The organism is Arthrobacter sp. NPDC093139 (assembly GCF_044754165.1).
Lineage (GTDB): Bacteria > Actinomycetota > Actinomycetes > Actinomycetales > Micrococcaceae > Arthrobacter.
On record NZ_JBIVOO010000012.1, the window covers coordinates 40,541 to 58,970 of the forward strand.

15 protein-coding genes are annotated in these 18,430 nt (G+C 66.4%); 6 read left to right on the plus strand and 9 right to left on the minus strand.

The window, feature by feature from the left end; all coding sequences use genetic code 11:
- Positions 1–10 precede the first annotated feature (10 nt).
- A complete protein-coding gene (gene ald, locus ACIP90_RS16810) occupies positions 11–1,129 on the minus strand; it encodes an alanine dehydrogenase (protein ID WP_400580700.1) in 1,119 nt (372 codons plus the stop codon).
- Between the two features lie 235 nt (positions 1,130–1,364).
- On the opposite strand from ald, the gene ACIP90_RS16815 reads away from it, so the two are divergent.
- Positions 1,365–2,582: a PucR family transcriptional regulator gene (locus tag ACIP90_RS16815; protein ID WP_400580701.1), complete on the plus strand. Its 1,218-nt coding sequence runs from the start codon at positions 1,365–1,367 to the stop codon at positions 2,580–2,582.
- A 9-nt stretch (positions 2,583–2,591) separates the two neighbouring features.
- On the opposite strand, the gene ACIP90_RS16820 is transcribed toward ACIP90_RS16815, so the two are convergent.
- Positions 2,592–2,903, minus strand: a complete 312-nt coding sequence (locus ACIP90_RS16820; protein WP_400580702.1) for a hypothetical protein — start codon at positions 2,901–2,903, stop codon at positions 2,592–2,594.
- Between the two features lie 95 nt (positions 2,904–2,998).
- Positions 2,999–3,424, minus strand: coding sequence for a helix-turn-helix domain-containing protein (locus tag ACIP90_RS16825; RefSeq protein WP_400580703.1), 426 nt, complete (start codon positions 3,422–3,424; stop codon positions 2,999–3,001).
- A 66-nt stretch (positions 3,425–3,490) separates the two neighbouring features.
- On the opposite strand from ACIP90_RS16825, the gene ACIP90_RS16830 reads away from it, so the two are divergent.
- On the plus strand, positions 3,491–4,336 hold the full coding sequence (locus ACIP90_RS16830) for an alpha/beta fold hydrolase (RefSeq protein ID WP_400580704.1): 846 nt from the start codon (positions 3,491–3,493) through the stop codon (positions 4,334–4,336).
- 89 nt (positions 4,337–4,425) lie between these two features.
- On the opposite strand, the gene ptsP is transcribed toward ACIP90_RS16830, so the two are convergent.
- Positions 4,426–6,111 carry a phosphoenolpyruvate--protein phosphotransferase gene (ptsP, locus tag ACIP90_RS16835; RefSeq protein ID WP_400580705.1) on the minus strand — a complete coding sequence of 562 codons (1,686 nt, stop codon included), beginning with the start codon at positions 6,109–6,111 and terminating at the stop codon, positions 4,426–4,428.
- A gap of 160 nt (positions 6,112–6,271) precedes the next feature.
- Between ptsP and ACIP90_RS16840 the strand changes: the two genes are divergently transcribed.
- The 3 genes from ACIP90_RS16840 to ACIP90_RS16850 are packed head-to-tail and all read left to right on the plus strand — an operon-like array spanning position 6,272 to position 10,251.
- Positions 6,272–7,000 carry a TetR/AcrR family transcriptional regulator gene (locus ACIP90_RS16840; RefSeq protein WP_400580706.1) on the plus strand — a complete coding sequence of 243 codons (729 nt, stop codon included), beginning with the start codon at positions 6,272–6,274 and terminating at the stop codon, positions 6,998–7,000.
- Between the two features lie 57 nt (positions 7,001–7,057).
- Entirely contained in the window at positions 7,058–9,088 is a 2,031-nt protein-coding gene (locus tag ACIP90_RS16845) for a PTS mannitol transporter subunit IICBA (RefSeq protein ID WP_400580707.1), read from the plus strand.
- The gene (locus ACIP90_RS16850) at positions 9,088–10,251 is read left to right on the plus strand and encodes a mannitol-1-phosphate 5-dehydrogenase (protein WP_400580708.1); all 1,164 of its coding nucleotides are present in this window, start codon (positions 9,088–9,090) and stop codon (positions 10,249–10,251) included. Before ACIP90_RS16845 ends, ACIP90_RS16850 begins: the two co-directional genes overlap by 1 nt.
- Positions 10,252–10,278: 27 nt before the next feature.
- Here ACIP90_RS16850 and ACIP90_RS16855 read toward each other — a convergent pair whose 3' ends face one another.
- The 5 genes from ACIP90_RS16855 to rraA all read right to left on the minus strand — a co-directional run bounded on the left by ACIP90_RS16855 (position 10,279) and on the right by rraA (position 16,914).
- A complete protein-coding gene (locus ACIP90_RS16855; protein ID WP_400580709.1) occupies positions 10,279–11,271 on the minus strand; it encodes a pirin family protein in 993 nt (330 codons plus the stop codon).
- Between the two features lie 104 nt (positions 11,272–11,375).
- On the minus strand, positions 11,376–12,836 hold the full coding sequence (locus tag ACIP90_RS16860) for an amino acid permease (RefSeq protein WP_400580710.1): 1,461 nt from the start codon (positions 12,834–12,836) through the stop codon (positions 11,376–11,378).
- Positions 12,837–13,026: 190 nt separating this feature from the next.
- A complete protein-coding gene (locus ACIP90_RS16865) occupies positions 13,027–14,466 on the minus strand; it encodes a sugar porter family MFS transporter (protein WP_400580711.1) in 1,440 nt (479 codons plus the stop codon).
- Positions 14,467–14,656: 190 nt separating this feature from the next.
- On the minus strand, positions 14,657–16,312 hold the full coding sequence (locus ACIP90_RS16870) for an MDR family MFS transporter (protein WP_400580712.1): 1,656 nt from the start codon (positions 16,310–16,312) through the stop codon (positions 14,657–14,659).
- A gap of 92 nt (positions 16,313–16,404) precedes the next feature.
- The gene (gene rraA, locus ACIP90_RS16875) at positions 16,405–16,914 is read right to left on the minus strand and encodes a ribonuclease E activity regulator RraA (protein WP_400580713.1); all 510 of its coding nucleotides are present in this window, start codon (positions 16,912–16,914) and stop codon (positions 16,405–16,407) included.
- 158 nt (positions 16,915–17,072) lie between these two features.
- On the opposite strand from rraA, the gene ACIP90_RS16880 reads away from it, so the two are divergent.
- Positions 17,073–18,374, plus strand: a complete 1,302-nt coding sequence (locus ACIP90_RS16880; protein WP_400580714.1) for an MFS transporter — start codon at positions 17,073–17,075, stop codon at positions 18,372–18,374.
- The last annotated feature ends 56 nt before the right edge of the window (positions 18,375–18,430 follow it).

Here is an 18,430-nt window from a genome sequence, read left to right on the forward strand (position 1 = left end):
TCTCCCGGTGTTAGGCGGATACCAGTTCGTGCCAGTCCGCCACGAGGGGCAGGTCGTGCGCCTCGGAGACGGAGTGGTGTGCCACGTGGCCTGCTGCGATGTTCAGGCCGGCGGCGAGGGCGGGGTCCTTTTCGAACGCGGCCCTGACGCCGAGGTTTGCCAGGGCCACGCCGTAGCGGAGGGTGACGTTGGTCAGTGCGTAGGTGGACGTGTTCGGAACGGCGCCGGGCATGTTGGCCACGCAGTAGAAGATCGTGTTGTGGACCTTGTACGTGGGTTCCTGGTGCGTGGTGGGGTGGGTGTCCTCGAAGCAGCCGCCCTGGTCCACTGCGATGTCCACGAGCACCGACCCGGGCTTCATGCGGGCCACGAGTTCGTTGGTCACGAGCTTGGGGGCCCTGGCGCCGGGAATCAGCACTGAGCCGATCACCAGGTCCGCGTCCACTACTGACTTTTCGATCTCGTACTTGTTGGACGCGACGGTCTTCAGCCGGCCCTGGTACTGGGCATCGAGTTCACGGAGGCGGTTGATGTTGATGTCCAGGATGGTGACGTCCGCTCCGAGCCCCAGGGCCATGGCGGCGGCGTTGGTACCCGCCACTCCGGCACCCAGGACAACGACCTTGGCCGGACGGACTCCGGGGACGCCGCCCAGGAGCACGCCCTTGCCGCCGGCCGGGGCCATGAGGGAGGTGGCTCCGACCTGGACGGAGAGGCGGCCGGCGACCTCGGACATCGGGGCCAGCAGGGGAAGGGTGCGGCCTTCCTGGACGGTTTCGTATGCGATCGCCGTGACGCCGGAGTTGATGAGCTCGCGGGTCAGTTCGGGCTCGGCGGCGAGGTGCAGGTAGGTGAAGAGGATCAGGCCCTTGCGGAAGCGGTGGTATTCCGCGGCGATGGGTTCCTTGACCTTCATGACCATGTCGGCCCGGGCCCAGACGTCGTCGGCTTCGGCGACGATTTCGGCGCCTGCTATGGCGTATTCCTCATCCGTGATGCCGGAGCCCAGGCCTGCGCCGCGCTCCACGAGGACCGTGTGGCCGTGGGTGCGGAACTCGTGAACGCCGGCGGCGGTGATGGCGACGCGGAATTCGTTGTTCTTGATCTCTTTGGGGATACCGATGATCATTTTTTGGGCTCCATGTTCGATGGCTGTGTGAGCCAAGGGTTGCGGGGGAGTTGTGTTTCCAGAATAAATCCGGCTGTGAGGCACGCGACAGGTTGGGGGTCGTGGGGCTGCAGCAAAAACCGCAGAATTCCGGGGTTTTTACTCGAAACGGTTAGACATTTGTCGAGGCTGGGAGCGTCAAGTGTCGCCTGCTGTCCGTTCGCCCCGGATGCCTTCCGGGACGTAGTCTTGCTGCATGCAACAGGATGTGGAGCAGCTCGTGGAGCGGGTGGCGCAGAAGCTGGGCCGGGGTCTGTCGCTCGAGGACCTGGACGGACTCTTGCTTGCGTACAGTTCCAACCAGTCGCATGCCGACCGGGTCAGGGTGAACTTCCTGCTCAGCAAGCGCGTGCCCGTAGACGTGAAGGCGTGGCAGCTCTCGCACGGGATCGCCACCGCGGTGCGTCCCGTCGTCGTTCCCGCCAATGAGGAACTGGGCATGCTGGGGCGTGTCTGCGTGCCGCTGATGGTCCGCGGCTTCCGCGTCGGCTACCTCTGGGTCCAGCAGGACCTTGAGGAGGAAAGCGCGACGGCGATACTCGCCCAGCTGCCCGACGTCCGGGAGGAGCTTGACCTGCTTTCCGGCCTGCTGCTGGACTCCAATACAGCCGAATCAGAATTCCGCCGCGGCCGCGAACGTGAGTTCCTGGCGGCCTGCGCGGGTGAGGCCAACGCAGTGGCCGCCGTGGCAGGCTGGAAGGAAGTGCAGGACCGCGGACCGTGGCAGCTGGTGACAGTCCTCGATGCGGACGGGTGGGCCGCCGGACCGGATCCCATAGCGTCGACGCTGATCCACCGGTCTGCGGCGCTGCAGGCAACCATCGGCGTCGATGCCGCACTCTTCAGCGCCGGCGCCGAAACCCACGCCGTCGTGCTGTTCCGGGAATCGACAGGCAGGGCCAGCCACGCACAGGTGCTGGTGCACTACCAGCTGGAACTCGTAAAAAGGGCGGGACGCCCGGTTGACCGCATCATCCTCGGCATCAGTGAAGGTTTCACCCGCACCAAGGAGCTGGCCGAGGCGTACCGGCAGTCGAGGGTGGCCGCGCAGGCCGCGGCGGTGGACGCGCAGCTGGGTGAACTGGTGGATTGCCGGGCCACGGGCGTCTACCAGCTCCTGGCCTCGGCCGGCGGCGGCGCCGGCGTCTGGGGCGATGCCGGGTCCGTGAACTTCCAGGCCCTGGAAGACCACGACCGCAACGGCGAACTGCTGCCCGTCCTGGAACTGCTCTACGACAACGACGGTTCGGTCCAGGACGTTGCCGCGAAACTGCATCTTCACCGCAGCAGCATCTATAACCGGCTGGGCCGCATCCGGCAGCTGCTGGGCGTGGATCCGCTGAAGGGCATGGTCCGCCTGGAACTGCATGCCACGCTCAAGGCGCGGCGGTGGGCGGCGAGGCCGCGGATCTAGCCGGGAACGTCAGGCGGCAGTGCCTTCGCCGCGCGGGCGCTGGTCGCCGCCGGGCTGCTCCCCGCCGCGGGATTCAAGCGGGCGCTGGTCGCCCATACCCTGTTCGCTTAGCTGTTCGTCAACTAGTTGCTCACCCGTGGGCTGTTCCCGGTTCCGGTGCCGCGCAATCCTGCTTTCCGTCCACATGGAAACGGCCACGTAGGCCACGCAGCTGGATGTGAAGATGGCCGTATTGTTCAGATCCATGACCATTCCGAGGACGGCGGCAACACCCATGGCGGCAATGCCCGCCACGATGTGCAACCCCCGGAATCTCAACACGAATAAAGAGTAACCCCGGTCAGCGGATGGTTTCCCTCCCGGCGCAGGATCGTTGCTTTATCCTTATCACGCCGTCACCGAGGGGCAGCGGCGCGTCATTTTTGCCCGCGGCCTGCCTCCGGTGCATCGTCCGCGGCAGTGCCTTCGGCCGCCTGCTTTTTCTTTTGCCCGTCCAGCCAGGCCATGATGGCGGCCAGCCGGATCCGGCGGTGGGTACCGCGGTATTCCACCGGTATCTCGCCCCGATCCGTCATGTTCCGCAAGTAGGTGTGGGAGATGCCGGCCAGCTCTGCCGCCTGGGACGTGGTGAGCATTTCCTCCACGCTGCTGACCGTTACGGCCTCGCCGCGGCTGAACCTGGCGAGGAGGTCGACGACGGCGTCCCGCGCCTGGGGCGGCAGCCGGTGGACCGTGCCGTCCACGAACACGGTGATGTCCGTGCCGCCGTCGAGCGCCTGCCGGAGTTTCTGCGCGTCGTCGGCGGGAAGTGCGCCCGCCACCCTGGGAGCTATCAGTGCCATGGCAGAAGCCTAACTGCTGCCATGGTGATAGCTCCCGTCCGCGCGCTGGGCGGGTATGCTCAGCGGATGAAACTGGGTGACGGGATGGACGTTTCCGCGAACGGCCTGACGGGCCGCCTGTACTTGTCGGCGGCCGCTCCAGGGCAGGAGCCCGGCTCCTCGCAGCAGGAGTTCGGCAACGCGGAACGGCCGTCCAAGACGGGCGGGCAGGTCTTTGTGCTGCTCCACGGCATCGGGGTTTCCCACCGTTACTTTGCCCGGCTGCACAGTGAACTGGCCAGCGGCAGGCAGGCGGGCGACGCCGTCGTCTATTCCTTCGATCTGCCGGGATTCGGCGGCACCTCCCGCCCCGGCCGCCGGGTGACCGTCGGTGAATACGCGGCTTTCGTCGCCGCGGTCCTCGCCGATGCCGGTGTCCAGTCCTGTGTGGTGGTGGGCCACTCCATGGGGGCGCAGTTCGCCGTGGAACTCGCACTTCAGGAGCCGGACCTGGTCAGCCGTGTGGTGCTCATGGGACCCGTGGTGGATCCTGCCCGGCGGAGCGCGGCCTGGCATGCGCTGGCCCTGACGCGGGACGCGCTGTTCAGCGAAAGTCCGTCCACCAACGTGGTGGTGTTCAGCGACTACTTCAAGACCGGGCTCCGCTGGTACCTGACGCAGTTGCCCGTGATGTTGGGCTATCCGCTGGAGACGAGGGTCTGCGGCGTGGCCCAGCCAGTGCTGGTGCTCCGGGGCAGCCGGGACCCGATCGCCCGCCGCCCCTGGTGCGAGTTCCTCGCTTCCCAAGCCCAACACGGCACGATAGCGGACGTGCTGGGGCGCGGCCACGTCGTCCAGGACACCGCCCCGGAGGCCGTGGCTCAAGCCATTGTCCACTGGGCCAGCACGGCGGCCGGCGGCGTCACTGCGTAAGCGGTGCGCATCACTGCCGCGGCGGCACCCGGAAAATCCGGGCACCGTCCGCTGGCGGCAATCAGGTTAGGCCAGAGTTCCGGGCCGGGTTACAGCCCGAGTTCCTCGAGGACGGGAAGCTTTTCCCGGACCCAGGCGCGCGCCTCGGTGGCGCTGGGAGCGGAGAGGGCCAGTTTGGCCAGCTCTTGCGCCTCGGCCAGCGTGACGGTCTTGAGCACCGCGGCCACCGCGGCCAGGGACCGGGCAGTCATGGACAGCGTGGTCACGCCGAGGCCGGTCAGCACGACGGCGAGGGCCGGGTCCGCTGCTGCCTCGCCGCAGACACCCACAGGCTTGTTATGGCCCTCTACCGCTGCCCCTTCCACCGTCAGCCCCACGAGGCGCAGCACCGCAGGCTGCCAGGGCGTGTTCAGTCCGGCAAGCGGGCCGAGCTGCCGGTCAGCCGCCATGGCGTACTGCGTGAGGTCATTGGTGCCGAGGCTGGCGAAGGCCACTTCACGCAGGATGGTGTCGGCGGTGAGTGCCGCGGACGGCACCTCCACCATGACACCCGGGGTCTTGATGCCTGCATCGGCGCACATGGAGGCGAACCGGGCTGCCTCCTCGGCCGTGGAGATCATGGGGGCCATGACCCAGACGTCTGCCTCGGACTGCTTCTCGGCGAGGGCGATGGCCTCCAGCTGACGGTCGAGGACGCCCGGAGTGGTGAAGTCCGTGCGGTAGCCGCGGACGCCGAGGGCGGGGTTCGGTTCGGTGGAGTCGGTCAGGAAGGGCAGCGGCTTGTCGGCGCCGGCGTCCAGCGTCCGGAGGACCACCTTCTTGCCGGGGAAGGCGTCGAAGACGCCCTTGTAGGCGGCCGCCTGTTCTTCGACGGTCGGTTCGGTGTCGCGTTCCAGGAAGCAGAATTCCGTGCGGAACAGGCCCACGCCCTGCGCCCCGAGCTTGGCTGCGGCCACGGCGTCCTTGGCGCCGCCAACGTTGGCGAGGAGCGGGACCAGGTGGCCGTCCGCAGTCGCGCCCGTGCCGCTGAACTCGGCGAGGAGGGATGCCGTGGCCGCCCAGGCCTCCGCGGCGGAGCGCAGCGACTCGTCAGGATCCGCGGTGATGGAGCCTGCGGCGCCGTCCACATAGACCTCGGTGCCGTCCGGCAGTTCGTCCACGCCCACGGCGGCCACCACGGCAGGCAGGCCGAGGGAGCGGGCAATGATAGCGGTGTGGGACTGCGGGCCGCCGCCTGCCGTCACCAGCGCGAGGACCTTGTTCGGGTCCAGGGTTGCGGTGTCCGCCGGCGCCAGGTCCTCGGCCACGAGGATGAAGGGGGTTTCCGAAGTCGGAATGCCGGGGGCCGGCACGCCCCGGAGTTCCGCCACGATGCGGGAGCGGACGTCAAGGATGTCCGTGGCACGCTCCGCCATGTAGCCGCCCAGGTTGTGCAGCATTTCGGACACCGAGGAGCCCGACTCCCAGATGGCTCGCTGGGCCGACGTGCCGCGGGCAATGAGCTTCGCGGCACCCTTGATCAGCATGGTGTCCTTGGCCATCAGCGCAGTCGCTTCCAGAACGGCTTTGCCGTCGCCGGTGGCGTGGTCGGCCCGTGCTTTCAGTTCATCGTGGACGGCGGCGGCTGCTGCCTTGAGTGCCGCCGTCGCCTCCTCGGGGGTGGTGCCTGCCGGCAGCTGCTCGCCGGCCGGAGGTTCGCTGATGGGCTTGGGCATCTGGCGGATGGTTCCGATGATGCGGCCTGGGCTGACGCCAACTCCTGGGAAGTTCTGCACTGAAGGTCCTCGTTCTCTGCCGGTAGCCAGGCCCGCCTGTCTGTGCCCGGACTCTCCGGGCCGTTCGGAACAGCTGCGTCCGACGGTGTTCTGCGGTGCCTGAAAAAATTGTATGTGATGCAGTTCATATAGCGTTGCTATAGGTGATAGGGTAGCGGTTATGAGTTTCGATGGCCAGTTGCCGCCCAAAATGAGGCTGTTGCGTGCGGCAGCCGAACTGCTGGCCAATTCCGCGGGGGCACCCGTCTCCACTCGCCAGATCACGCAACTGGCGGGGGTGACCGCGCCAACCCTGTACCACCACTTCGGTGACAAGGAGGGCCTGTTTGACGCCGTCGTTTCCGCAGGATTTGAAGAGTATGTGGCGGGTGAACGGGACTTCGCCCCGTCCGGCCAGCCGCTGGAAGATATCCGGCGGATGTGGGATAACCACGTCCAGTTCGGGCTGAACCAGCCGGAACTTTATCTGGTCATGTTCGGTAACATCCGCCCGGAAAGCCGCCCCGCCATCGTTGCCGATGCCGAGGCGCTGATGGAGGAGATGCTGAACAAGGCGGCCGCGGCGGGGCAGCTGAACGTCCAGCCGCGGGAAGCCGCCAGGAGCATCCTGGCGGCCAACGTGGGCGTCACGCTCATGCTGATCTCGGAACCGGCCACGGACCGGAACCTCGAACTGTCCGCCATGACCCGGGACGCCATGATCTTCGCGGTGTCCACGGACCAGGCAAGAAAAGCCGGGCCGGACGAATCCGGGAAGTCCTCAGTGGTGGTGGCTGCCATCGCCCTGAACGCGGCTTTGCAGGCATCGCACTCAGACCAGCTCTCGAGCTCGGAACTCAAGCTCTTTCTCGAATGGCTCCACCGGATCTCCACGGGTCCGAACAGTTAGTCGTTGAAAATATCGGACCATCCTGCGAAGCAGCAGGAATCACGGTTAGGAAATCACATGGCAACAGAGACAGTTGCGAAACCCCGCACCAGCATGCGCGTAGGCGTCCAGAAGTTCGGGACGTTCCTCTCCGGCATGATCATGCCCAACATCGGTGCCTTCATCGCCTGGGGCCTCATTACCGCGCTCTTCATCGAGAAGGGCTGGATCCCGGTCCCGCAGCTTGGCGGCTTCGGCACCAACGCGGAGGGGGTAGCGAACACCGGCCTCGTGGGCCCCATGATCACCTACCTGCTGCCTCTCCTGATTGCCTACACCGGCGGCAAGATGGTCTATGACGTCCGGGGCGGCGTCGTCGGCGCCATCGGCACCATGGGCGTCATCGTCGGCGCAGGCATCCCGATGTTCATCGGTGCCATGATCATGGGCCCCCTCGGCGGCTGGACCATGAAAAAGCTCGACGCAATCTGGCACGGTAAGATCCGGCCCGGCTTTGAGATGCTGGTGAACAACTTCTCCGCCGGCATCTGGGGTGCGCTGCTCGCCATGCTCGGCTTCTACGGCATCTCCCCGTTGGTCACGGCCTTCAGCACGGGCGCAGGCAACGTGGTCCAGTTCCTGGTCAACAACGGTCTGCTGCCCCTGACCAGCATCCTGATCGAACCGGCCAAGGTGCTGTTCCTCAACAACGCCATCAACCATGGCGTGCTGACGCCGCTGGGCATCCAGCAGTCGCTTGAGCAGGGCAAGTCCATCCTGTTCCTGCTTGAGGCCAACCCCGGCCCGGGCCTCGGTATCCTGCTCGCCTACATGTTCTTCGGCAAGGGCCTGGCCAAGGCATCGGCTCCCGGTGCCGCTATCATCCACTTCTTCGGCGGCATCCACGAGATCTACTTCCCCTACGTGCTGATGAAGCCGGTCCTCATTCTCGCCGCAATTGGAGGCGGCATGACCGGGATCGCGACATTGGCCATCACCAACTCCGGCCTCGTGGCGCCCGCGGCCCCAGGGTCCATCATCGCGGTGATCGCCCAAACCTCCCGCGACAGCTATGTCGGAGTGATCCTCTCCGTCCTGCTCGCGGCCATCGTTTCCTTCCTGATCGCTTCGGTAATCCTCAAGTCCAGCAAGACTCCCGTCGGTGACACCGAGGAAGACACCCTCAGCGCCGCCACGTCGAAGATGGAAGCCATGAAGGGCAAAAAGAGCTCCGTGTCCTCTGCCCTGACCGGCGCAGGTGCGGGCGGCGTTGCCGTGATGGCCGGCCCCATCAAGAACATTGTCTTTGCCTGCGACGCCGGCATGGGTTCCAGCGCCATGGGCGCCTCAGTGCTTCGGAACAAAATCAAGGACGCCGGCTTCCCGGACGTCACGGTCACCAACGCCTCCATCGCCAACCTCAGCGACACCTACGACGTCGTGGTCACCCACCAGGACCTCACCGAACGCGCCAAGCCCGTCACCTCCAGCGCAGTGCACGTCTCCGTGGACAACTTCATGAACAGCCCGCGCTACGAGGAGATCGTGGAACTGGTCCAGCGCAGCAACACGGCAGGAACCGCCGATGGCGGCTCAGCCGCTCCCGCCGCTGCGGCACCTGCCGCCGGGGCTCCTGGTGAGGCAGCCGAGACGGCCGCCAAAGCCGCCGCCGCGCCGTCGGACATCCTGGTAGCGGAGAGCGTGGTCCTCAACGGCTCCGCCACCACCCGTGACGCCGCCATCGACGAAGCGGGCCAGCTGCTGCTGGCACGCGGAGCCGTGGACAACGACTACATCCTCGCGATGCACGAGCGCGAGGAATCCGTGTCCACCTACATGGGCAGCTTCCTGGCAATCCCGCACGGCACCAACGCCGCCAAGGACCACATCATGAAGTCCGCCGTTTCCGTGATCCGGTACCCGGAAGGCATTGACTGGAACGGCAAGCAGGTCAAGTTTGTGGTGGGCGTGGCCGGAGTGAACAACGAGCACCTCCACATCCTGTCGTCGATCGCGAAAGTTTTCACGAACAAGTCGCAGGTAGCGCAGCTTGAGGCGGCAACATCTGTGGACGAGGTCCTGGAACTCTTCGGAAAGGTCAACGCGTAGTGAAGGCAGTACATTTCGGAGCCGGAAACATCGGCCGGGGATTTGTGGGGCTGCTGCTGCACCAGGCCGGGTATGAGGTGGTGTTCGCTGATGTTGCGGATGACCTGATCGCCCAGCTTGCCGCCGCGGACAGCTATCAGGTGCATGAGGTGGGGGAGAACCCGGCTGTGAGCACCGTGGACAACTTCCGGGCGATCAACTCCAGCACGCATGAAGCGCAGCTGATCGAGGAGATCGCGACTGCGGACATCGTCACCACTGCCGTGGGGCCGCACATCCTGAAGTTCGTGGCCCCGGCAATCGCCAAGGGCATTACGGCCCGGGCCCCCGGCCTGGCGCCGCTCCAGGTGATGGCCTGCGAGAACGCCATCAACGCCACGGACATCCTGCGCGAAGCGATCGTCTCGTCCTGGGACGAGGCCGCCGGGCAGCTGGCGGACGCGGCGGTGTTCGCCAACACCGCCGTGGACAGAATCGTGCCCAACCAGGAACCCGGCCAGGGGCTGGATGTCACGGTGGAGACGTTCTACGAGTGGGTCATCGACCGCACGCCCTTCGGAGGTGCGGCCCCCGTCATCCCCGGCGCCACATTCGTGGACCAGCTCGGGCCCTACATCGAGCGCAAGCTGTTCACGGTCAACACCGGCCACGCCTCCGCCGCATATTTCGGCTTCGAGGCCGGGCTGGAGAAGATCTCCGAGGCCATGGCGGACCAGGACGTCGCGGCGGATGTGCGGGCCGTGCTCGACGAGACCAAGCAGCTGCTGGTGGCCAAGCACGGGTTCGGCTACGACGAGCAGGAAGCGTACGTGCAGAAAATCCTGGGCCGCTTCACCAACCCCCACCTGCCGGACACCGTGCACCGTGTGGGCCGGGCGCCGCTGCGCAAGCTCAGCCGGCACGAACGGTTTATCGGCCCTGCCGCTGAACTTGCCGAGCGGGGCATCGTACCGGAAGCGCTGCTCGGAGCGATCGCCGCAGCCCTGCGGTTCAATGACCCGGCCGACGCCGAAGCGGTGGAGCTGGGGCAGATCCTGGCCTCCTCCGAGCCGGCCGACGCGACCGAACGGATCACGGGGCTCACGTCCGATCACCCGCTCTTCGCGGCCGTCTGCGGCCTGGTTGAGGAGCGCAAAGCGGAAGGGGTCAACGCCACCGTCTAGGCGATACCCACCGCACGGGGAACGCGCTTAGTTTCGGGGCCGCAGCCGCGTGGTGGGAAGCGCGGGGGCGGGGAGGGCAGCGGGTTCACCGGCGGGGAACGTGCCGAAGCGCAGCGTGCCTCCAATGCCCGGCGCGGCTGGCTTCTCCACGCCGATCTCGGCCTGCCACTGATCCCGGTAACTGACGATTTCCTCGTGGCTGCGTCCCACGAAGTTCCACCACATGAGAATCTTCTCGCCCAGCGGCTCGCCTCCGATGAGGAGCAGGCGCACGGGATCGGTGCCGGCGCCGAGGGTCAGGGACGACCGGCCCACCGGCAGGAACGCGAGATGATCCGTGGCGAGCGGATGTCCGTCCAGGTGCACGGAGCCCGCGTCCAGCAGCACGCCGTGCTCAAACGTGGGGTCCGTTGCAAGTTCCAGCGTCGCCCCGGGTTCGAGCAGGATCTCGGCCCCGAGGAGCGGGCTGTGCGTCGTGACTGGCGACGTGCTGCCGGCCAGGGAGCCCAGGAAGACGCGCAAGGTCCAGCCCGCTCCCGTGAGGGGTTCCGGGCGGTAGCTCTCGAACGTGGGCTCCATGTGGCGGGCGCTGTCGGGGAGGGCCACCCAGAGCTGGGCGCCGTGCAGCACGTCTGTTTCCGGGGTGGAGTATTCGGAGTGGCTGATGCCCCGGCCTGCTGTCATCAGGTTGATCTCGCCGGGCCGAACCATCGCGTGGAACCCGGCGGAGTCCCGGTGCTCGACCTCCCCGGTGAAGAGCCAGCTGACAGTTTGCAGGCCGGTATGGGGGTGGCGGGGGACCTGCATTCCCCCGGTCGCACCGACATGGTCGGGACCGTAATGGTCCAGGAAGCACCAGGCACCGATCAGGCTGCGCTGGCGCTGGGGCAGGGTGCGGCGCACGTCCATGGCCCTTGGACCGCCCAGCGGCACTGCGCGGGGCACGAGTATTTCGATATCCACGGCGGTACCCGCCGCTTCGCAAAGCACTTCCCGGGGAACGGCTTCGGTGTTGCTCATGGGGTCAAGCCTAGCCCTGCTCCGCCCGAACCCGAACGGCCGTTGGAACACCGCCGTCCGGGGTCGGTGCAGAGCGGGCCTGACTCAGGCGAAAACGGCTCCGGCTAACTGGCCGACGCCATCTCAGCGTCCGCCATGGCCTTCCACTCAGCCACGCGCGCCTGGTGCAGCGGGGACCGGCGGACCAGTGCATAGGCGACGCCGAGGACTGCAAACCAGAGCGGTGTGACGAGCAGCGCGGTCAGCGTGTCCGGCTGCGTGGTGAGAGCCCAGACCAGGAACGCGAAGAAGGCGAACACCACCCAGACCATGGGAATGCCGCCGGGCATCTTGAATGGCGAGGACTTGTGCAGCCCGGGGCGGCGCCTCCGGAACACAAGGTAGCTGGCCAGGATGATGAACCAGACGAACATGAAGCAGACAGCGGAGACGGTGGTGACCATGTCGAACGCCACTCCGACGTCCTTGCCCGCGTAGAGGAGAGCCACGCCCGCGAGCAGCAGGACGCAGGAAAGGAACAGCGCGTTCTGCGGAACCTTCCGTCGGGAGAGCCGGCCGAACAGCTTGGGGGCGTCGCCGTCATTTGCCAGGCCGAAGACCATGCGCGAAGTGGAATATATGCCGGAGTTTGCCGAGGACATGGCCGAGGTCAGCACCACGAGGTTCACCACCATGGCCGCCATGCCCAGTCCCGCCAGGGAGAACATGCCGATGAACGGGCTGTGGCCCGCCTGGAATTCGGTCCATGGAGTGACCGACATCAGGATGATCAGGGCGCCCACGTAGAAGAGCATCACGCGGAGCGGAATGGCGTTGATGGCACGGGGCAGGTTGTGCTCCGGATTCTTGGTTTCAGCCGCAGCCGTACCCACGAGTTCAATGCCCACGAAAGCGAAGACCGCGATCTGGAAACCGGCCACGAAGCCCATGAACTCCCGGGGGAAGAAGCCCCCGTGGCTCCAGAGGTTCGTGAAGCTGGCCGTGCCGGCGTCGGACTGGAACCCGGTGAAGATCATGACCAGGCCCACCGCGATCAGTGCCACGATGGCCACGATCTTGATCAGCGCAAACCAGAACTCGGTCTCACCAAAGGCCTTGACCGTAGGCAGGTTCAGCAGCAGCAGGATGATGATCGTGGCCAGGCCAGGGATCCACAGCTGGATGCCGGGCCACAGCTCATTGGCGTAGCCGGCAATCGCGATCACGTCGGCCACACCTGTGACCACCCAGCAGAACCAGTAGGTCCAGCCGGTGAAAAAGCCGGCCCAGGGGCCCAGCAGGTCGCCGGCGAAGTCGCTAAAGGACTTGTAGTTCAGGTTGGACAGCAGGAGCTGACCCATTGCCCGCATCACGAAGAACAGCATGAAGCCGATGATCATATACACGAAGATCACGGACGGGCCGGCCACCGAAATGGTCTTGCCGGAGCCCATGAAGAGGCCGGTGCCAATGGCGCCGCCGATGGCCAGGAGCTGGATGTGCCGGTTGCTCAGCGAGCGTGATAGGTGGGGCTCGCTGTCCTGGCTGGAGGCAGTTCTCTGCCCGGTGGTTGTCTGCTCAGACATGTGCAAAATCCTTTGAAAGGACCGCCGCGAGGGTGGCGGCGGTTACAAAATCAGCCTTTCCAACCTATATGGTGCCCGCACAGAGGGCCGTATTGGCGGGCCGCCTGTCCGGACCAGCCGCAGATGACAGGAGGCGCCAACATTCCTTGGGAACGTTGGCGCCTCCACATGTCCGGGAGCCAAGAGCCGGTCAGGCCTTAACGGACCCCTTCGGAACAAACAGGGTTTCAGCCTGTTCCAGCGACATGCCGTTCGTCTCCGGCACCTTGTACATGACGAAGAAGAATGATGCTGCGGCGAAGAGCGCGTACATGGCGTACGTCAGCGGCAGCGAACCGGCGGCCATCACCGGGAAGCTCAGAGTGATGGCGAAGTTGGCGATCCACTGGGCGGCCGCAGCCAGGCCCAGGGCGCGGGCACGGATCCGGGACGGGAAGATCTCACCGAGCAGCACCCAGACGAGCGGGCCCCAGGACGCGCCGAAGCTGATGACGAACACGTTCGCGGCAACGAGGGCAACGGGGCCCCATGCACCAGGCAGCGAAATCTCGGACCCGGTGCCCCGCGCGGAGGCGAAGGCCACGGCCATGGCTGCCAGGGAGACGGCCATGCCGATGGACCCGGCCAGCAGGATGGGACGGCGCCCGATCCGGTCGACGAGGGCGATGGCCACGAGCGTCACCAGGATGTTGGTGATGGAGGTGGCCACGGAGATGGTGAGCGAGTCCTTCTCTTGGAAGCCGACGGCCTTCCACAGCGTGGTGGAGTAGTAGAAGATCACGTTGATGCCCACGAATTGCTGCAGCACGGACAGCGTGATGCCGACCCAGACGACGGCCTGGAGGCCGAAGGTCTTGCCGCGCAGGGAACCCTTCTTGCCGGCGAGCTGGTCCTCCTCGATGGCCTCGCGGATTTCGCGGAGGTGGCGGTCGGTGTCCTCGCTGGGTGCGATGGAGTCAAAGACCTTGCGTGCTTCGGCTTCCTTGCCCTGAATGACGAGGAACCGGGGGGATTCGGGCAGCGTGTAGGAGATCCAGCCGTAAACCACGGCGGGCAGGGCGGCGCCCAGGAACATCCAGCGCCAGGCCTCGATGCCAAGCCAGAACGGCTGGTCGGCTCCGCCGGCGGAGGTGGCGAAGAGTGCGTCGGACAGCAGGGCGGCGAAAATACCGGTGGTGATCGCGAGCTGCTGCAGCGAGGCGAGGCGGCCGCGGACGTGCCGGGGGGAGATCTCGGAGATGTAGGCCGGGGCGATCACCGAGGCCAAGCCAATGCCGAGGCCGCCGACCAGCCGCCAGAAGATGAGGTCCCAGACGCTGAAGGCGAAGCCGGTGCCGACCGCGCTGACCAGGAACAGCAGGGCGCCCAGCTTCATGGCGGGGATGCGGCCGTAGCGGTCGGCCACCTTGCCGGCCATGTAGGCGCCGGCGGCGCATCCGAGCAGGGCGACCGCCACGGCAAAGCCGGTCACGGCTTCACTCAGCGCGAATTCGTCCTTCATGGCGTCGACGGCGCCGTTGACCACTGAGGAGTCAAAGCCGAAGAGGAAGCCTCCAACGGCGCCGGCAAGCGCCAGCCAAATGACCCGTTTCGGGATCTTGGCGGTAGGTTGCTCGGTGGCGGTGGACATGGTTCTCCCTTGGCTTTTGGGGGTTGGTTTCTGCGGTGCGGACGTCGTCGGCTGCGGTACCGGCCAGAGGGCCGGCGCACACGCGCCTAACAGTGTGGCACGTCACGGCGCGCTGATCCACTTCGCGTCAGAAGACGACGACGGCGGGCGTCCCGCCGTCGTCGTCCTTTGCGTCTTGCTTTCCGGGTGGTTAGTGCGCCGCCACCGGTTCCTTGGCGGCAGCGGCCTTCGGGTCCGTGAGCTTCTTGTTCGGGAGGGCGAAGCTGATCAGGAATGCAATGCCGGTGAGGACCGCGGCGGTGAGCATCACCGCGTCGATGGAGTGCGCGAAGCCCTCGGTGATGGGCCGGGTCAGCACGGGGTTGGCCGCGTGGAGCCAGCTGGTGTCGTTGAGGGAGTCGTTGGTGGCGCCGTGCTCGAAGAACTCATACAGCTTGGCGTTCGCGGGATCGGCGGCCACGGCGGGGTCCTTGAGGACCTTGAGGAACTCCGCGCTCTGCATGGCGTCCTTCATGCCCGTGCCGATTTTGTCCGCAGCGAGGCTGAACAGCATGGAGATGAACACCGCGGTTCCCACGGCACCGCCCATGGAGCGGAAGAACGCGGCGGAGGACGTGCCCACGCCCATGTCCTTCGGCGGGACAGAGACCTGCATGGCGAGCGTGAGCGGCTGCATGCAGAAGCCCAGGCCAAGGCCGAAGAACACCGCGATCAGGCCGGGGACCCAAAGCTCGGTGTCAGCGCCCAGGGAGAGTCCCATGACGACGGCGGCCGCGGTGAGGACGGCGGTGCCCGTGATCGGGAAGATCCGGTAGGTTCCCGATGCAGAGATGGTCCGTCCGGCCGTGATGGAGCCGGAGAGGATGCCCACGGTGAAGGTGATCATCATCAGCCCGGCCTCGGTGGGGGTGAGGCCCTTGACCAGCTGGAGGTACATGGGGAGCATGGCGATGGCGCCGAACATGCCGATGCCGATGATGAAGTTCAGCAGCGAGGACAGGCCGAACGTGAGGTTGCGGAAGAGCCGGAGCGGGATCAGCGCGTAGTCCCCGGCGCGCTTCTCGGCCGCCAGGAACGCCAGGATGCCGATGACGCCCAGGCCGATGCACAGCAGGGAGGCCGCCGAGGTCCAGCCCCAGCTGCGGCCCTGTTCAGCCACCAGGAGCAGCGGAACAATGGCCAGGGTGATGGCCGCGGCGCCCCAGTAGTCGATCTTCTGCTTCACGTGCTTGGCGGGCAGGTGCAGGTACAGGAAGACCACAACGAGTGCCGCCAGGCCGATCGGCAGGTTGATGAAGAACACCCAGCGCCAGCCGTCGAAGCCCAGGATGTTGGCGGAACCGGCGAAGGCGCCGCCCACCACGGGGCCAAGGACGGAGGAGATGCCGAAGACGGACATGAAGTAGCCCTGGAACTTGGACCGGTCCTTGAGCGAAACGATGTCGCCGATGATGGTCAGCGCGAGGGCCAGCAGGCCGCCGGCACCCATGCCCTGGATGCCGCGGGCGATGGCCAGCTCTGTCATGGACTGCACCGAGCCGGCGTACAGGGAGCCGGCGAGGAAGATCACGATCGCGGCCAGGTAGAGCGGGCGGCGGCCGAAGATGTCGCTCAATTTCCCGTACAGGGGCGTGGTGACGGTGGAGGTGATGAGGTAGGCGGTGGTGGCCCAGGCCTGCAGCGACAGGCCGTCCAAGTCGTTGGCGATGGTGTAGATGGACGTTGAGACGATGGTCTGGTCCAGCGACGAGAGGAACATGCCGAGCATGAGCCCCACCATGACGGTGATGGTTTGCCGCTTGGTCAGAACCTCTCCGGGTGCGGGTCCGGCGGTGGTTTTGGACATGGGTGCTCCAAGGGAAGAAAGGGGGCTCGCAATTTATAGTTGCTTTCAGTAACTATATTACTTTCCGCTTTGTTCCCGCAGGGCACAATTATTTATCGCTCGACGAGGATGCCGTCCGGGTCGCACCAGATCGTGGCGCCGGGCCGGATGGTCACGCCGTCGATAAGCAGGTCGACGTCGGTCTCCCCGGCGCCCGCCTTGGCACTCTTGCGCGGGTTGCTCCCCAGGGCCTTGACGCCGAGCGGCAGGTCCGCGATCGCCTCGCGGTCGCGGATGGCCCCGTGGATGACGACGCCGGCCCACCCGTTCGCCACGGCGCTCGCCGCGATCATGTCCCCCATCAGGGCGGTCCGCAAAGAGCCGTTGCCGTCCACCACCAGCACGGCGCCGTTGCCCGGCGAGCCAAGGGTGGACTTGACGAGTGCGTTGTCCTCAAGGCACCGGATGGTCCGGACCGGGCCGCTGAAACGGGAGTGGCCGCCCAGGGACTGGAACTGCAGGGCGATGGAGGCCAACTCCTCACCCCGTTCGTCGTAGAGGTCGGCCGTGCTGATGGCTGCCGCCTGGTGAGCTGCGGAATCGTTGGCAGGGGAAGCGGTCATTGGTTCTCCTTGGCGTAGGTGCAGGTTCCATCCGAGGCGGGGCAATCCTTTGGTGCCCTGTCGTGACGAGGAATTTCGGCTCCGATGACGCCCGCTGCTCTGTGCTCCCACGATAGTCTGATTTCACACGATCAATACCGTTCCAGGGGGAGCCTGCCATGAGTCTGTCGGACATTCCAGGTGCAGTTCCCGAGCCCGGGCTGGTGGGCTCACGGCAGGCCACTGCGTTCGCCGAGCCGACGGTCCGGGTCAGGCCCCTGTGGACCACCGGTGTGGTCCTGGTCAACCTCGGGATCAACGCTGCGTTCTTCGGTCCCATCCAGGTTCTGCTGGGCCAGCAGGCCGAGCACTTCGACCCCGGCCAGAAGGAAGCGATCCTGGCGCTCGTGACGGGCGCCGGCGCGGCGGTGTCGCTGGTGGCAAACCCCCTTTTCGGCGCGTTCAGCGACCGGACCACGTCCCGCTTTGGCCGGCGCGTCCCGTGGGTGCTCGCGGGCGCAATCCTCGGGGCCGCTGCGCTGATTGGCCTGGCGGGGGCGCCGAACGTGGCTGTCATGACGGTGCTGTGGTGCCTGGTGCAGGCAGGGTGCAACGGCGCCTACGCCGCCATCACCGCCGCCGTCCCCGACCGGGTGCCCGTGCCGCAGCGCGCCACCGTCGGAGGCCTGGCAGCGATGGGCCAGACGGTGGGCATCCTGCTCGGTGCGGTGATTGCCGCCGTCGTCAGTGGGAATTTCGCCCTGGGTTACGTGGTGTGCGCCGCAGCCCTGCTGGCGGGCGTCGTCATGTACCTGTTCAAGAGCGACGACGCACCGCTCCCGGCGGCAGCGAGGCCCGCGTTGAACTGGGCCGCCTTCCTGCTCAGCTTCATCCGGCCGCTGCGCCACTCCGACTTCGCGTGGGCGTGGATCACGCGGCTGCTCGTCAACATCGGCAACCACATGGTCACGCTGTACCTGCTGTTCTTCCTCGCGGACGCCGTGCACCTGAAGGAAACCACGGGTCTCGAGCCGGCCGTCGGCGTGCTGGTGCTGACCGGGCTGTACGCCGTGTTCGTCATCATCACGAGCGTGATCGGCGGCCGGCTCAGCGACCGCATGGGCAAGCGCAAGCCCCTGGTCATCGCCTCCTCCGCCATCATTGCGGCCGCTTCGCTGATCCTCGCCTTTGCTCCCACCTGGATCGGAGGCATTGTGGGCGCCAGCGTCCTGGGCATCGGGTTCGGCGCGTACCTCGCGGTGGACTTCGCCCTGATCACCCAGGTCCTGCCCAGCGCCGGCGACCGCGGAAAGGACCTGGGCGTCATCAACATTGCCAACTCCCTGCCGCAGGTCATCGCGCCGGTCCTTGCCTGGCCCTTCGTTGCGTTCTGGGGCGGATACGTTGCGCTCTATGTCGCCGCGGCGGTGATCGGTCTGCTGGGTGCCGTGTTCGTGGTGAAGATCAAGGGCGTCGACTGAGGACAGCCGCCTGGCCTGCTCTCCGGCTAGAGGAGCTGGCGTGCTTCCCGCCTCGG

What these genes read in the sequence shown, in the direction of transcription:
- ald (WP_400580700.1), bottom strand. Translation starts at nt 1,129, where the DNA reads ATGATCATCGGTATCCCCAAAGAGATCAAGAACAACGAATTCCGCGTC.
- ACIP90_RS16815 (WP_400580701.1), top strand. Translation starts at nt 1,365, where the DNA reads ATGCAACAGGATGTGGAGCAGCTCGTGGAGCGGGTGGCGCAGAAGCTG.
- ACIP90_RS16825 (WP_400580703.1), bottom strand. Translation starts at nt 3,424, where the DNA reads ATGGCACTGATAGCTCCCAGGGTGGCGGGCGCACTTCCCGCCGACGAC.
- ACIP90_RS16830 (WP_400580704.1), top strand. Translation starts at nt 3,491, where the DNA reads ATGAAACTGGGTGACGGGATGGACGTTTCCGCGAACGGCCTGACGGGC.
- ACIP90_RS16840 (WP_400580706.1), top strand. Translation starts at nt 6,272, where the DNA reads ATGAGTTTCGATGGCCAGTTGCCGCCCAAAATGAGGCTGTTGCGTGCG.
- ACIP90_RS16845 (WP_400580707.1), top strand. Translation starts at nt 7,058, where the DNA reads ATGGCAACAGAGACAGTTGCGAAACCCCGCACCAGCATGCGCGTAGGC.
- ACIP90_RS16855 (WP_400580709.1), bottom strand. Translation starts at nt 11,271, where the DNA reads ATGAGCAACACCGAAGCCGTTCCCCGGGAAGTGCTTTGCGAAGCGGCG.
- ACIP90_RS16860 (WP_400580710.1), bottom strand. Translation starts at nt 12,836, where the DNA reads ATGTCTGAGCAGACAACCACCGGGCAGAGAACTGCCTCCAGCCAGGAC.
- ACIP90_RS16865 (WP_400580711.1), bottom strand. Translation starts at nt 14,466, where the DNA reads ATGTCCACCGCCACCGAGCAACCTACCGCCAAGATCCCGAAACGGGTC.
- ACIP90_RS16870 (WP_400580712.1), bottom strand. Translation starts at nt 16,312, where the DNA reads ATGTCCAAAACCACCGCCGGACCCGCACCCGGAGAGGTTCTGACCAAG.
- rraA (WP_400580713.1), bottom strand. Translation starts at nt 16,914, where the DNA reads ATGACCGCTTCCCCTGCCAACGATTCCGCAGCTCACCAGGCGGCAGCC.
- ACIP90_RS16880 (WP_400580714.1), top strand. Translation starts at nt 17,073, where the DNA reads ATGAGTCTGTCGGACATTCCAGGTGCAGTTCCCGAGCCCGGGCTGGTG.